The organism is Streptomyces sp. NPDC056161 (assembly GCF_042268025.1).
Classification (GTDB): Bacteria; Actinomycetota; Actinomycetes; order Streptomycetales; family Streptomycetaceae; genus Streptomyces.
Map to the genome: position 1 here is coordinate 33,902 of NZ_JBHJUV010000064.1, position 14,461 is coordinate 48,362.

A 14,461-nucleotide genomic window follows, 5' to 3' on the forward strand; every position below is an offset into this window, starting at 1 on the left:
CCGGCGGGCCTGCCCCTGGCCGCTCGCCCGTCAACCACCCCTCGCTGGATCGCCCCGCGGCGGCGGGTGTTGCCTCAGTGGCCTCTCACCCGACCCCCTGTGCGGGAGTTCCGGAGGAACGTCGGCTCCGGCTTCGGCTGACCGGCCCGCCGCCCCGGCGGGTCAGCGGCCACAGCAGACACAGCAGCACCGCGCCCAGGCACCAACTGGCCAGCACGTCCAGCGGCCAGTGGTAGCCGTGCCGCACCAGACCGAAGCCGACGGCCAGGTTGACGGCGACGCAGCCGCCGACCAGGGCGCGGCGGGCGCGGGCGCCGCCGAGCCGGGGCAGCAGGAGCAGCGTCGCGCCGCCGTAGGCGACGGCCGCCGTGGCGGCGTGGCCCGAGGGGTAGTAGCCGAGCCCCGGCGGCACGGCCGGGGTGCCCGGCCGGGCGATCCAGTCCTTCAGGGGGACGACCACGGCCGGCACCAGGACCATCAGCACGGCCGCCACGGCGGGCGGCGCCCACCAGCGTTCCGCGCCCGCCCGGCGGGCCCGCCAGGATCCGAGGACCAGCGCGGCCACGAGCACCGGGACCGCGACCTGGACGTTGCCCAGATCGGCGAGGAGTCCGGAGAGCCGGTCCGGGTGGCGCAGGACGCGGCTCAGCCGTTCGTCCGCACGCACCAAGGGCCCGTCGGCCGCGACCTGCCAGGTGATCAGGGCAAGCAGCAGGGCCGACAGGCCCGGCAGAAGGAGGAAGGAGGTCGGCCGCCCCGGAACAGGGGGGGTAGTTCCGAGGCGGCCGTCCGGATCGGAACGTCGCGCGCCCCGGGGGGTTTGGGGCGAGCGACCGTCCGATCGGTGAGGAGAACCGGAGCCGGAGGCCCCGGGTGTGTGCGCGAGGGCACGACCAGGTCGAAGCTGGGGAGGCCCCGGCCTGGTGTCGCCCACAGTCCCCTGTGGGCGGGGTGTATCTCTCATCTGGTCAGAACCTACGGCAGGGAGTGGCCCTGGGACAGGCGGAACCACCTCCCGCCATCCACCTCGCACACCTTCTTCACACGGCCTGACGGCCGCCGCCCCCGCCCCCGCGCCACGGCGGCGGACAGGGGCGGGACGGGTGGGGCCGATGCGCCGGGCATCCGGTGCGTGAGCTGGGCCTTCGTCGGTCGGTCGAGGGTGGTCTCAGATGCGCGCGAACGCCTGCTCGATGATGTCGAGGCCCTCGTTGAGCAGGTCCTCGCCGATCACCAGCGGCGGCAGGAAGCGCAGCACGTTGCCGTAGGTGCCACAGGTCAGGACCAGCAGGCCCTCCTGGTGGCAGGCGCCGGCGAGCGCGGCGGCCGCCTGAGGGGCCGGCTCCTTGGTGGTGCGGTCCTTGACCAGCTCGATGGCGATCATGGCGCCGCGGCCCCGGACGTCACCGATGAGGTCGAACTTCTCGGCCATGGCGGCCAGCCGGGGCTTCATGACCGCCTCGATGTTCTTCGCCCTGGCGTTGAGGTCCAGCTCCTTCATGGTCTCGATGGCGCCGAGCGCAGCGGCGCAGGCGACCGGGTTGCCGCCGTAGGTGCCGCCCAGGCCACCCGCGTGCGCGGCGTCCATGATCTCGGCCCGGCCGGTGACGGCGGCCAGCGGCAGCCCGCCCGCGATGCCCTTGGCCGTGGTGATCAGGTCGGGCACGATGCCCTCGTCCTCGCAGGCGAACCACTGGCCGGTGCGGCAGAAACCGGACTGGATCTCGTCGGCGACGAAGACGATGCCGTTGTCGGCGGCGAACCGGCTGAGCGCGGGCAGGAAACCCTTCGCCGGCTCGATGAAGCCGCCCTCGCCGAGCACCGGCTCGATGATGATCGCGGCCACGCTGTCCGCGCCGACCTGCTTGGTGATCTGGTCGATGGCCTGCGCGGCGGCCTCAGGACCCGCGTTGTGCGGACCGGTCGGCCAGCGGTAGGCGTAGGCGACCGGGACCCGGTAGACCTCGGGGGCGAAGGGCCCGAAGCCGTGCTTGTACGGCATGTTCTTGGCGGTCAGCGCCATCGTCAGGTTGGTCCGGCCGTGGTAGCCGTGGTCGAAGACGACGACCGCCTGCCGCCCGGTGTACGCGCGGGCGATCTTGACCGCGTTCTCGACGGCCTCGGCACCGCTGTTGAACAGCGCGGACTTCTTGGCGTGATCGCCCGGGGTCAGCTCGGCCAGCGCCTCGGCGACGGCCACGTAGCCCTCGTACGGGGCGACCATGAAACAGGTGTGGGTGAAGTCGGCCAGCTGGGCGGAGGCCCGGCGGACGACGGCCTCGGCGGAGGCGCCGACGGAGGTCACGGCGATACCGGAACCGAAGTCGATGAGGCTGTTGCCGTCGACGTCCTCGACCACGCCGCCGCCCGCGCGGTTGACGAACACCGGCAGGACGGAGCCCACACCCCGGGCCACCGCTGCGGTACGGCGGGCCTGCAACTCCTGCGACTTCGGACCGGGGATGGCGGTGACGACGCGACGCTCCTGCGGAAGTGCGGACATGAGGGCTCCCTGATGATCGTGCGTACCGGGCGGGTTTCCCCCGGCGGTGCCGGGCGGTGCGATTGCGGACGCTTGCCTTCTTTCTTCGCAGGCTAGGGCCGCCGGGGGACGGTGGGCATGCTCCATGTGGGTGGTGTCGCCGGGCGCGGTTGTCCGCGGTGGACATAGCGAGCGGACCGGGCGGAGCGCGGTCTCGGCCGCGTATGCGGTGAACTCCCCTTGCGAGGGCGTTAGATTGACTCGCTGACGGTGATCGGAACGGCTGGTCAGGGGGCAAGGGCGATGGACAGCGACGGGACGCAGGACGCGCGGGGCACGCACGCGAACCCCGTGCCGCGTCCGGCGATGCCGCAGGACGGCGCCGCGGTGCCGCCGCGACCCGCGATGCCACCGGGGGTACCGCCGCTGCCGGACGGCTCGGCGTTCCTGGCCTGGCTGCGCACCTCGCGCCCGCAGGCGCCACCCGGCATCTGGCGCTTCGGCCACCGGCCGCGCCCGGCCGAGGAGCCCGAGCGGACACCGGCGCGTCAGCTGCTCAGCGGAGCGGTGATCGCGTTCCTGGTGGGCTGGCTGGTCTGGTCGCTGCTGTGGAACGGCTACCTCGGCAGCTGGTGGGTGCTGCCGCTCGAACTGTTCACCCCGGACTCCTGGCGCCACAGCGACGACCGCGTGGGCAACGCCGTCCTCTGGTACGGCTACTACACGTTGATCGCCCTCGCCATCATGCTCGTCGTCGGCAGGCTCGGCCGCTGGGCCGAGGTCTGGCGGCGCTTCGGCCCGCCCGCCTGGACCTCCGCCGCCCCGGCCGCCGAGCGCCCGCCCGCCCCCGAGGAGGACCCCGCGCAGTGGCCCGCGCTGCGCGCCGCCGGAGCGGTGGACGCCGCCGAACGGCTCGGTGCGGAGGCCCGGACCGGGCTGATGCGGGACGTCGACCAGGCCCGGATCGCACGCGCCTGGCAGGGCGTGCGCAGCGGCCGGCACAGCATGGCCGCCTTCTCGGACGCCGTGGTGCGGCACGGCGCCGCCGCCTGCCCGCACCCGTCCGGCGCGCGCGACCTGCCCGGTCGGCAGGCCCGGCACGACCTGGTCACCGGACAGGTGCGGCTCGGCACCACCGCGGACGATCCGCGCAACCCCTACCAGTACCGCGGCAGCGGCCTCGCCCTCGGCCCCGAACTGCTGGGTACCTCGCTGCTCGCCGTGGGCCCGGCCGGCTCCGGCAAGACCGGCGGCATCGTCCGGCCGCTCGCCGAGTCGCTGTGCCTTCAGGCGCTCGCCGGCCGCGCCTGCGTCGTGGTGGTCGGCGCGGCGGGCGCCGGACTCGGCCCGGCCGACGCCTACGACGTCGTCGTACGGATCGCCCACCCCGATTCCGTCCACGACCTCGACCTGTACGGCGGCACCACCGACCCGGACGAGGCGGCGGCCATACTCGCCGAGGCCCTCGTCGGTGACCTGGCCGACCCGCATCCCGGCAGTGACAGCCGGCGCTCCACCACCGTCCTCGCCCAGCTGCTCGGCCCGTTCCGGGCGGCGCACGGCCGTTTCCCCTCCGTGCCGGAACTGCGCCGGCTGCTGGACGGGACCCCCGGCCCGCTGGCCGCGCTGCGCAAGGCCGTGCAGGAGACCGGGCAGGAGTCGCTGCTGCGCGAACTCGACGCGCGGGAGCGGCAGTCGGGGCAGCCCGGGGACGTGGGCGCGGTGCTCGCCGACCGGATCGCGCTGCTCGACCGGCCCGCCTTCGCCGGGTTCTTCGACACCTCGGGGCGGTCCCGGCCGTTCTCGCTCAAGGCCCTCGACCACCCCGTGCGGGTCCGGGTCGACCTGCCCGAGCGCGGGCACGCGGACGCCTCGCGGATCCTGGCCCGGCTGGTGCTCGCCCAGTTCACGGCGAGCGTGGCGGTACGGGAGGACCGGTCGCTGTTCGCCTGCCTGCTCCTGGACGACGCGACCGGCGTGGTGACCCCGGAATCGGTGCGGGGCATCCAGCGGCTGCGGTCGGGCAACGCCGGTGCCGTGCTCACCCTGCGCACCCTGGACGACGTGCCCCGGCCGCTGCGCGGTCCGCTGCTCGGGGCCGCGGGCTGCCGGATGGCGCTGGCCGGGCTCACGCCGTGGGACGGGCAGGACTTCGCCGAGGTGTGGGGCAAGGAGTGGACCGAGGCCCGGGACGTGACCGACCGGCAGATCATCGCCGAGACCCCGGCGGGCAAGGCCGTGCACATGGTGCGCCGGGTGATCACCGGCAAGGCGCCGACCGCGCGGGCCGTCACCGTACGGCAGGTCGAGCGGGAGCGCTGGTCCGCCTCCGAACTGGCGCACGCGATGCCGCCGGGGCACGCGGTGCTCTCCCTGACGTCGGTGCGGGGCGAACACGCTCCGCCGTTGCTGGTGGATCTCCGGGACCCCCGGGACCCCCGGGACCCCCGGGATCTCCGGGATCTCCGGGATCTCCGCGGCTGAGGACCGGATGCCTCGGCGGTCCGGCGGTGTGAGAACCGGCTCACCGTACAGTCGGTAGGAATCGGCATAGGCTGTTCATACGCGGCGGCCAAAAGATCACCATGATCACCCGCTCCCCGCGTGGTCACCCGATCTCCCCGAACCGAAGGCATGCATGCCCCCGACGCTCGCCTCGCTCGTCCGTCACCCCGCGCTCAAACTCACCGTGCGCGCGGGCGGGGACCACCTCGACGTACCCGTCCGCTGGGCGCACGTCAGCGAGCTGGCCGACCCCGTGCCGTACATGGAGGGCGGGGAACTGCTGCTGATCACCGCGCTGAAGCTGGACGCGGAGAACCCCGAGGCGATGCGCCGCTACGTGCGGCGGCTGGTCGGCGCCGGGGTCGTCGGACTCGGCTTCGGCGTCGGCGTCACCTACGCGGAGATCCCCGAGGCGCTGCTCGACGCGGCGCGGGAGGAGGAGCTGCCGCTGATCGAGGTGCCGCGCCGCACCCCGTTCCTCGCGATCTCCAAGGCGGTGTCCGCCGCCATCGCCGCCGACCAGTACCGGGCGGTGACCGCCGGGTTCGCCGCCCAGCGGGAACTGACCCGGCAGGCACTGAACGCGGGCACCGAGGGACTGCTGGCCGCGCTCGCCGCGCAACTCGACGGCTGGGCCGCGCTGTACGACGCCACGGGCGCCGTGGCCGCCACCGCGCCGGAGTGGGCGGGCCGCAGGGCCGCCCGGTTCACCCCGGACGTGGAGCGGCTGTGGGAGCGGCCCGCGCCCGCCTCGTCGGTGGCCGACGGACCGGAGGGCGAGGACCGGGTCGAACTGCACGCGCTCGGCACGGGACGGCGTCCGCGGGCCGCCCTCGCCGTCGGTACCGCCGCTCCGCTGGGCACCGCCGAGCGGTACGCGGTGCACTCCGCCGTCGCCCTGCTCACCCTGACCACGGAGCGCTCCCGGTCGCTGCACGCGGCTCAGCAGCGGCTCGGCGCCGCGGTGCTGCGCATGCTGCTCGCCGGGCAGCCGGACCACGCACGGGCGGTCGCCGGGAACCTCTACGACGGGCTGCTCGACGCGCCGTTCCGGGTGATCGTCGCCGAACGGGTCTCCGGGTCGGCCGCCCGCGCGCACGCCGACGGGCACGCGCGCGTGCCGTCGGCCAAGCCGGGCTCGGTCACCGCGCTCGCCGCCGTGGAGGCGGCCGGCGACCGGCTGGGCGGGCTCGCCGAGTCCGTGGAGTCCGCCGCGGCGCGCGCCGGCGAGGCCGTGCTGGTGGTGCCGGAGGGCGAGCGGCTGGTGGTGCTGGCCGCCGACGAGGGCGCCGCGGTGGCCGCCGGACTGCGCTACGCGACGGCGCTGGAGGCGGCGCGGGCCGTCCCCGAGCCGACGGCCGGGGAGGAGGACGAACTGGTCGTGGGCCTGTCGGCACCGGCCGGGCCGATCGCGGCCGCCGCCGCCTACAAACAGGCCGAGCAGGCGCTGTCGGTGGCGCGGCGGCGCGGCCGGGTGCTCGTGGAGCACGACCAGTTGGCCTCGGGGTCGGTGCTGCCGCTGCTCGCGGACGACGCGGTCAAGGCGTTCGCGGACGGGCTGCTGCGCCCGCTGCACGAGCACGACGCGACCGGCCGCGGCGATCTGGTGGCCTCGCTGCGGGCGTGGCTCTCCCGGCACGGGCAGTGGGACGCGGCGGCGGCCGACCTGGGCGTGCACCGGCACACGCTGCGGTACCGCATGCGCCGGGTCGAGGAGATCCTCGGCCGCTCCCTGGACGACCCGGATGTCCGGATGGACCTGTGGCTGGCCCTGAAGGCGGCACCGGGCGCGGAGTAGCCCTTGGCCGGCTCCGGCTCCGGCTTGGGCTTTGCCTTCGGTGGTCTCCTGCCACCGGACCGGTACGACAATCCGTAGAAAGCGGCGTCCGCAGTGCTACGACTCGGACAAGCGACCCCGGGCCGCGCCGGGCCTACGGTGGACCACGAAGCCAAGAACATCCCCGACGCGGAAGGGCTGGGCCCCTGAGATGACTTCCACCCACGCCTTCTGGCTCGCCGGCCGCCAGGCCGCCGGCGAGGACACCTTCGACGTCACCTCCCCGTGGGACGGCCGTCTCGTCGGCAAGGTCAGTGTGCCGACGGACGCCCAGGTCGAGGAGGCCGTGGCCGCCGCACACGCCGTGCGGGACGAGTTCGCCGCCACCCCGGCGCACGTCCGGGCAGGCGCCCTCGACCAGGCCGGCAAGCGCCTGGCCGAACGCGCCGAGGAGATCGCCCAGCTGATATCCGCGGAGAACGGCAAGCCGGTCAAGTGGGCACGCGGCGAGGTCGGCCGTGCCGTGTCCGTGTTCCGGTTCGCCGCCGAGGAGGCCCGCCGGTTCAACGGCGGCGAGGCCCAGCGGCTCGACACCGACGCCGGTGGCCAGGGCCGGCTGGCCCTCACCCGCCGCTTCCCGAAGGGCGCCGTGCTCGGCATCGCGCCGTTCAACTTCCCGCTGAACCTGTGCGCCCACAAGATCGCCCCGGCGATCGCCGCCGGCGTCCCGATCATCCTCAAGCCCGCCCCGGCGACCCCGCTGTCCGGCCTGGTCATCGGCGAGCTGCTGGCCGAGTCCGGGCTGCCTACGGGCTCCTGGAGCATCCTGCCGGTCGCCAACGACCGGATGCCCGCGCTGGTCCAGGACGAGCGGCTGCCGGTCATCTCCTTCACCGGCTCCGACAAGGTCGGCTACTCGATCATGGACTCGGTGCCGCGCAAGCACTGCACGCTGGAGCTGGGCGGCAACGGCGCGGCGGTGGTCCTCGCCGACTTCGCGAGCGACGCCGACCTCGACCGGGCCGCCGGCCGCATCGCGGCCTTCGCCAACTACCAGGGCGGCCAGTCCTGCATCTCCGTGCAGCGGGTGATCGCCGACGCGGCCGTGTACGACCGGCTGCTGCCGCGCATCGTCGCCGCCGTCGAGACCCAGGTCACCGGCGACCCCGCGGACGAGCGGACCGACGTCGGCCCGCTCGTCAGCGAGGCGGCCGCGGAGCGCGTCGAGTCCTGGGTCGAGGAGGCGGTCGCGGCGGGCGCCCGGCTGCTGACCGGCGGCAAGCGCGACGGCGCCGCCTACGCGCCGACCGTCCTGACCGACGTCCCGGCCGATGTGACGATCTCCCGCGAGGAGGTCTTCGGGCCGGTCCTGACCGTGCAGCGGACGGAGGGGGAGGCCGCGGCCTTCGCGGCGGTCAACGACTCCAAGTACGGCCTCCAGGCGGGCGTGTTCACCCACGACCTGGAGGCCGCCTTCCGCGCCCACCGCGCGCTGGAGGTCGGCGGGGTCGTCATCGGCGACGTCCCGTCCTACCGTGCCGACCAGATGCCCTACGGCGGCGCCAAGCGGTCCGGTGTCGGCCGCGAGGGAGTGAAGTTCGCGATGGACGACTACACCTACGAGCGGGTGCTGGTGCTGACCGGGCTCGCGCTCTGAGACCGGACGCCACCTCCGGACCAGCTGACAGCACCCACTAGCTCATGGGAACCATTTTCAGATACAGTCGTCCGTGACGCTCGATCGTCGTCCCTGAAGGGGTCCGGCACCGCTGCCTTCCGGTGCCGGGCCCCTTCTTCGCGTACCGGGCGATCGGCTCGCCGGAGCCCATCCGCGGACCCGCCGGACACCGGCCCGCCGCGGGACCCCGTGTCCCCCGGACGGCCCAATGGCCCCACGGTGCGCAACCGCGTCCGTCCCCGGGCCCGGGGCCGGGGGCAAGGCGCCCCGGCGGGCCCAAGAGGGCCGCGCGAGGACTGGTGGGTGCCGCCCGTTTCGGGTACCAACGATCCAGTAGCACTGGTCGGTAACGAACGGTCCGCACCATCCCTCTTCGCGGCGAGGTGAGCCTCATGTCCGCCCCCACCACCAAGCGCACGGTCACCGAGCACGAGGCCCGCCAGGTCGCGGAGGCCGCCCGGGAACAGGACTGGCGCAAGCCCAGCTTCGCCAAGGAACTGTTCCTCGGCCGCTTCCGCCTCGACCTCATCCACCCCCACCCCCTCCCGGCCGACGACGACGTCCAGCGCGGCGAGGAGTTCCTGGCCAAGCTCCGCGACTTCTGCGAGACGAAGATCGACCCGGCCCGGGTCGAGCGCGAGGCGCAGATCCCCGACGAGGTCGTCGACGGCCTCAAGGAACTCGGCGCGCTCGGCATGAAGATCGACACCAAGTACGGCGGCCTCGGCCTCACCCAGGTCTACTACAACAAGGCCCTCGCCCTGGTCGGCTCGGCCAGCCCGGCGATCGGCGCGCTGCTCTCCGCCCACCAGTCGATCGGCGTGCCGCAGCCGCTGAAACTCTTCGGCACCCAGGAGCAGAAGGACACCTTCCTGCCCCGCTGCGCCCGCACCGACATCTCGGCGTTCCTGCTGACCGAGCCGGACGTCGGTTCCGACCCGGCGCGGCTGGCCACCACCGCCGTCCCGGACGGGGAGGACCCGGAGAGCTACGTCCTCGACGGGGTGAAGCTGTGGACCACCAACGGTGTGGTCGCCGATCTCCTCGTCGTCATGGCGCGGGTGCCGAAGTCCGAGGGCCACAAGGGCGGCATCACGGCCTTCGTGGTCGAGGCGTCCGCCGAGGGCGTCACCGTCGAGAACCGCAACGCCTTCATGGGTCTGCGCGGCATCGAGAACGGGGTCACCCGCTTCCACCGGGTGCGGGTCCCGGCGGCCAACCGGATCGGCCCGGAGGGCGCCGGCCTGAAGATCGCGCTGACCACCCTGAACACCGGACGGCTGTCGCTGCCCGCGATGTGCGCGGGCGCCGGCAAGTGGTGCCTGAAGATCGCCCGCGAATGGTCCGCGGTCCGGGAGCAGTGGGGCAAGCCGGTCGCGCTGCACGAGGCGGTCGGCTCGAAGATCAGCTTCATCGCCGCGACGACCTTCGCCCTGGAGGCCGTCCTCGACCTGTCCTCGCAGATGGCGGACGAGAACCGCAACGACATCCGCATCGAGGCCGCCCTCGCCAAGCTGTACGGCTCGGAGATGGCCTGGCTGATGGCCGACGAACTGGTCCAGATCCGAGGCGGCCGGGGCTTCGAGACGGCCGCTTCGCTCCAGGCGCGCGGCGAGCGGGCGGTGCCCGCCGAGCAACTGCTGCGCGACCTGCGCATCAACCGGATCTTCGAGGGCTCCACCGAGATCATGCACCTGCTGATCGCACGGGAGGCCGTCGACGCCCACCTGGCGGTCGCCGGTGACCTCATCGACCCCGGCAAGCCCCTGTCGGACAAGGCGAAGGCGGGTGCGAACGCGGGCGTGTTCTACGCCAAGTGGCTGCCGAGGCTGGTCGCCGGACCCGGTCAGCTCCCGTCCTCGTACGGTGAGTTCAAACACGAGGTGGATCTCTCCGGGCATCTGCGCTACGTCGAGCGGCACGCCCGCAAGCTGGCCCGCTGCACCTTCTACGCCATGTCGCGCTGGCAGGGCCGGATGGAGACCAAGCAGGGCTTCCTCGGCCGGATCGTGGACATCGGCGCGGAACTGTTCGCGATGAGCGCCGCCTGCGTCCGGGCCGAACTGCTGCGCAGCCAGGGCGACCACGGGCGCGAGGCGTACCAGCTCGCCGACGCCTTCTGCCACCAGGCGCGTATCCGGGTCGACGAGTTGTTCGGCCGCCTGTGGGTCAACACCGACGACGTCGACCGCAAGGTCGTCAAGGGCGTCCTCGGCGGCGTCTACGAGTGGCTGGAGCAGGGGATCGTCGACCCGTCCGGCGACGGTCCGTGGATCGCCGACGCGACCCCCGGCCCCAGCACCCGGCCGAACGTGCATCGCCCCATCAGGTGAAGGGCGGCGCCACCGGTCGGGACCCGGCCGGGCGCCGGTGCCCGGTGCGGCCGTCACCTCGCGTCAGGTGACGGCCGCACCCCGGCACCCGGAGGCGGCAAAACTTGTCACCGGCCCCCGGCACCCGGAGGTCAGCACCACTTGTCGCTGGGATCCCGCGTCGTCCAGGAGCAGGAGTCGACCTTCGCGCCGCTCGCCCGGGTCAGGGTGGCGGTGTCGCTGGTGTTGTTCCACACGTACGCGCGGCGGTTCTGGTAGCGGTCCGACGCGGTGTTCCTGCCCTTGCCCGTGTGCACCTTCACGGTCCTGCCCGCGCCTATCCGGATGTCCGGGAAGACGTACCTGTGGTTGGCGGCGTCCTTCAGGACCCAGCCCTTGACGGACACCGCCGACCGGCTGGTGTTCTTCAGCTGCACCCACTCGGCGTTCAGGCTCGCGTTGGACCCGTTGTCCGAGCCGGGGCTGTCGAACCAGACGTGGTGGATCGTCACACCGCCGGCCGCCGCGGCCGGGGTGCTGAGCAGGGTGCCGGTGAGCAGCGCGGCGCCCACGAGGGCAGCGGGCAGGGTGGCACGCAGGTGCATGGGAATTCCCCCCGGGAAGTAGTCAGGAACAGCAGTGCTATCACGAGATCTTCACGGCTGTTCCACAAACGGGGAATTCGGTCACTTCCGCGCCAAGCCCAGACATGCCACGCGGCCGGGGGACGCGCTGTCCTTCCGGGCACCTCTTGCGGCAACAATGGGGGGATGACCGACAGTCCCGCCAGCCCGGCGCCCCTCGCCGACCCGCACCTCGTCTACGACCCCCTCGCGGGAGACGGTCCGAAGGACGTGGTGATCCTCGGCTCCACTGGTTCCATCGGCACCCAGGCCATCGATCTCGTGCTGCGCAACCCCGACCGCTTCCGGGTCACCGGCCTGTCCGCCAACGGCGGCCGGGTGTCCCTCCTGGCCGAGCAGGCCCACCGGCTCCGGGTGCGGACCGTCGCGGTGGCCCGCGAGGACGTCGTACCGGCCCTGCGCGAGGCGCTCAGCGTGCGGTACGGCACGGGAGAGCCGATCCCCGAGATCCTCTCCGGACCCGAGGCGGCCACCCGGGTCGCCGCCTCCGACTGCCACACGGTCCTCAACGGCATCACCGGCTCCATCGGACTCGCGCCGACCCTCGCCGCCCTGGAGGCCGGCCGCACCCTCGCGCTCGCCAACAAGGAATCCCTCATCGTCGGCGGCCCGCTCGTCAAGGCGCTCGCCAAGCCCGGTCAGATCATCCCGGTCGACTCCGAGCACGCGGCACTGTTCCAGGCGCTCGCCGCCGGCACCCGCGCGGACGTGCGCAAGCTGGTGGTCACCGCGTCCGGCGGCCCCTTCCGCGGCCGTACCAGGGCCGAGCTGGCGCACGTGAGCGTCGACGACGCCCTCGCCCACCCCACCTGGGCCATGGGTCCGGTGATCACGATCAACTCCGCGACCCTCGTCAACAAGGGCCTGGAGGTCATCGAGGCACACCTGCTGTACGACATCCCCTTCGAGCGCATCGAGGTCGTCGTGCACCCCCAGTCGTTCGTCCACTCGATGGTCGAGTTCACCGACGGGTCCACGCTCGCCCAGGCGACGCCCCCCGACATGTGCGGACCCATCGCCATCGGACTCGGCTGGCCGGAACGCGTCCCGGACGCCGCCCCCGCCTTCGACTGGAGCAACGCGTCGACCTGGGAGTTCTTCCCGCTGGACAACGAGGCGTTCCCGTCGGTCGACCTCGCCCGGCACGTGGGGCGGCTCGCGGGCACCGCCCCGGCGGTGTTCAATGCGGCCAACGAGGAGTGCGTCGAGGCGTTCCGCAACGGCGCGCTGCCCTTCAACGGGATCATGGAGACCGTCACGCGGGTCGTCGAGGAGCACGGCACACCGCGTTCGGGAACTTCGCTCACCGTGTCGGACGTCCTCGAAGCGGAGACCTGGGCGCGGACCCGGGCCCGGGAACTGACAGCACAGACGGCGACCGCGGAGGCGCGTGCATGACATCCCTGATGATGGTCCTCGGCATAGTCGTCTTCGTGGTCGGTCTGCTGTTCTCGATCGCCTGGCACGAGCTGGGGCATCTGTCCACCGCCAAGCTGTTCGGGATCCGCGTGCCGCAGTACATGGTCGGCTTCGGCCCGACCATCTGGTCCCGCAAGAAGGGCGACACGGAGTACGGGATCAAGGCCATCCCGGCCGGCGGCTACATCCGCATGATCGGCATGTTCCCGCCCGGCGAGGACGGCCGGATCGCCGCGCGCTCCACCTCACCGTGGCGCGGCATGATCGAGGACGCCCGTTCGGCCGCCTTCGAGGAACTGGAACCCGGCGACGAGAACCGCCTCTTCTACACGCGCAAGCCGTGGAAGCGGGTCATCGTGATGTTCGCGGGCCCCTTCATGAACCTCGTCCTGGCGGTCGTCCTGTTCCTCATCGTCCTGATGGGCTTCGGCGTCTCCCAGCAGACGACGAGCGTCAGCTCCGTCTCGCAGTGCGTCATCGCGCAGAGCCAGAACCGGGACAACTGCAAGGCGGGCGACGCGCCCTCCCCGGCCGCCGCCGCGGGCCTGAAGGCCGGCGACAAGATCGTCTCCTTCGACGGGGTCAGGACCGAGAGCTGGAACCAGCTCTCCGACCTCATCCGCGCCACCCCCGGCAAGCAGGTGCCGATCGTCGTCGACCGCAAGGGCGAGCAGCTGACCCTGCACGCGAAGATCGCCACCAACCAGGTCGCCGAGAAGGACTCCAGCGGCCAGATCGTCCCGGGCCAGTACGTCACGGCCGGCTTCCTCGGCTTCAGTGCCGCGACCGGCGTCGTCCGCCAGGACCTCGGGGAGTCCGTGACCTGGATGGGCGACCGGATCGGCGAGGCCGTCGACTCCATCGCCGGCCTGCCCGGCAAGATCCCGGCCCTGTGGAACGCGGCCTTCGACGGCGCCCCGCGCCAGCCCGACTCGCCCATGGGCGTGGTCGGCGCGGCCCGCGTCGGCGGTGAGATCTTCACGCTCGACATCCCGCCCACCCAACAGCTCGCGATGGCCCTGATGCTGGTCGCGGGCTTCAACCTCTCGCTGTTCCTGTTCAACATGCTCCCGCTGCTCCCGCTCGACGGCGGGCACATCGCGGGCGCCCTGTGGGAGGCCCTGCGCCGCAACCTCGCCAAGGTCCTGCGCCGCCCGGACCCGGGCCCGTTCGACGTGGCGAAGCTGATGCCGGTGGCCTATGTCGTGGCCGGCGTGTTCATCTGCTTCACGATCCTCGTCCTCATCGCCGACGTCGTTAACCCCGTGAAAATCTCCTAGCCACACGGTGTTGGAGGCGGGCGGGAGCACACGTTTCCCGCCCGCCGCCCAATGGTGGGGTTTACGCATGGTGATGTGCTGGCCTCGGCCGTCGTGGCGTAATCTCGGAGCCTGGAGCCTGGAGCCCGCTGTCCGGGCCGGATCTTGATCCACGACTTGGGGTTGCACAGCAGATGACTGCGATTTCTCTCGGCATGCCGTCCGTTCCGACCAAGCTCGCCGAGCGCCGCGTGTCGCGGCAGATCCATGTCGGTTCGGTGGCGGTGGGCGGGGACGCGCCTGTCTCGGTCCAGTCGATGACGACGACGCGTACGTCGGATGTCGGTGCGACGTTGCAGCAGATCGCGGAGTTGACGGCGTCGGG

At 72.8% G+C, this 14,461-nt stretch carries 10 protein-coding genes; 7 read left to right on the forward strand and 3 right to left on the reverse strand.

Annotated elements, in window-relative coordinates:
- Positions 1-85: 85 nt before the first annotated feature.
- Positions 86-934, reverse strand: coding sequence for a phosphatase PAP2 family protein (locus ACFC09_RS38920; RefSeq protein ID WP_376536593.1), 849 nt, complete (start codon positions 932-934; stop codon positions 86-88).
- 234 nt (positions 935-1,168) lie between these two features.
- Positions 1,169-2,503: a 4-aminobutyrate--2-oxoglutarate transaminase gene (gene gabT, locus ACFC09_RS38925; RefSeq protein ID WP_376536574.1), complete on the reverse strand. Its 1,335-nt coding sequence runs from the start codon at positions 2,501-2,503 to the stop codon at positions 1,169-1,171.
- Between the two features lie 282 nt (positions 2,504-2,785).
- Between gabT and ACFC09_RS38930 the strand changes: the two genes are divergently transcribed.
- The 4 genes from ACFC09_RS38930 to ACFC09_RS38945 all read left to right on the forward strand — a co-directional run bounded on the left by ACFC09_RS38930 (position 2,786) and on the right by ACFC09_RS38945 (position 10,775).
- Complete coding sequence (locus ACFC09_RS38930) at positions 2,786-4,966, forward strand: ATP-binding protein (protein ID WP_376536576.1); 2,181 nt, start codon at positions 2,786-2,788, stop codon at positions 4,964-4,966.
- A gap of 154 nt (positions 4,967-5,120) precedes the next feature.
- Positions 5,121-6,785: a PucR family transcriptional regulator gene (locus ACFC09_RS38935; RefSeq protein WP_376536578.1), complete on the forward strand. Its 1,665-nt coding sequence runs from the start codon at positions 5,121-5,123 to the stop codon at positions 6,783-6,785.
- Positions 6,786-6,975: 190 nt separating this feature from the next.
- Positions 6,976-8,421, forward strand: a complete 1,446-nt coding sequence (locus ACFC09_RS38940; protein WP_376536580.1) for an aldehyde dehydrogenase family protein — start codon at positions 6,976-6,978, stop codon at positions 8,419-8,421.
- 413 nt (positions 8,422-8,834) lie between these two features.
- Positions 8,835-10,775 carry an acyl-CoA dehydrogenase family protein gene (locus ACFC09_RS38945; protein WP_376536582.1) on the forward strand — a complete coding sequence of 647 codons (1,941 nt, stop codon included), beginning with the start codon at positions 8,835-8,837 and terminating at the stop codon, positions 10,773-10,775.
- A 131-nt stretch (positions 10,776-10,906) separates the two neighbouring features.
- On the opposite strand, the gene ACFC09_RS38950 is transcribed toward ACFC09_RS38945, so the two are convergent.
- Positions 10,907-11,359 (reverse strand): lamin tail domain-containing protein, encoded by a 453-nt coding sequence (locus ACFC09_RS38950; protein ID WP_376536584.1) that lies wholly within the window; start codon positions 11,357-11,359, stop codon positions 10,907-10,909.
- A 165-nt stretch (positions 11,360-11,524) separates the two neighbouring features.
- Between ACFC09_RS38950 and dxr the strand changes: the two genes are divergently transcribed.
- The 3 genes from dxr to ACFC09_RS38965 form a co-directional block, all read left to right on the forward strand.
- Entirely contained in the window at positions 11,525-12,796 is a 1,272-nt protein-coding gene (gene dxr, locus ACFC09_RS38955) for a 1-deoxy-D-xylulose-5-phosphate reductoisomerase (protein ID WP_376536586.1), read from the forward strand.
- A gap of 8 nt (positions 12,797-12,804) precedes the next feature.
- Positions 12,805-14,097, forward strand: coding sequence for an RIP metalloprotease (locus ACFC09_RS38960; RefSeq protein WP_376536595.1), 1,293 nt, complete (start codon positions 12,805-12,807; stop codon positions 14,095-14,097).
- A gap of 173 nt (positions 14,098-14,270) precedes the next feature.
- Positions 14,271-14,461: flavodoxin-dependent (E)-4-hydroxy-3-methylbut-2-enyl-diphosphate synthase (locus tag ACFC09_RS38965; RefSeq protein ID WP_376536589.1), on the forward strand; the 191-nt coding region annotated here is incomplete at its 3' end.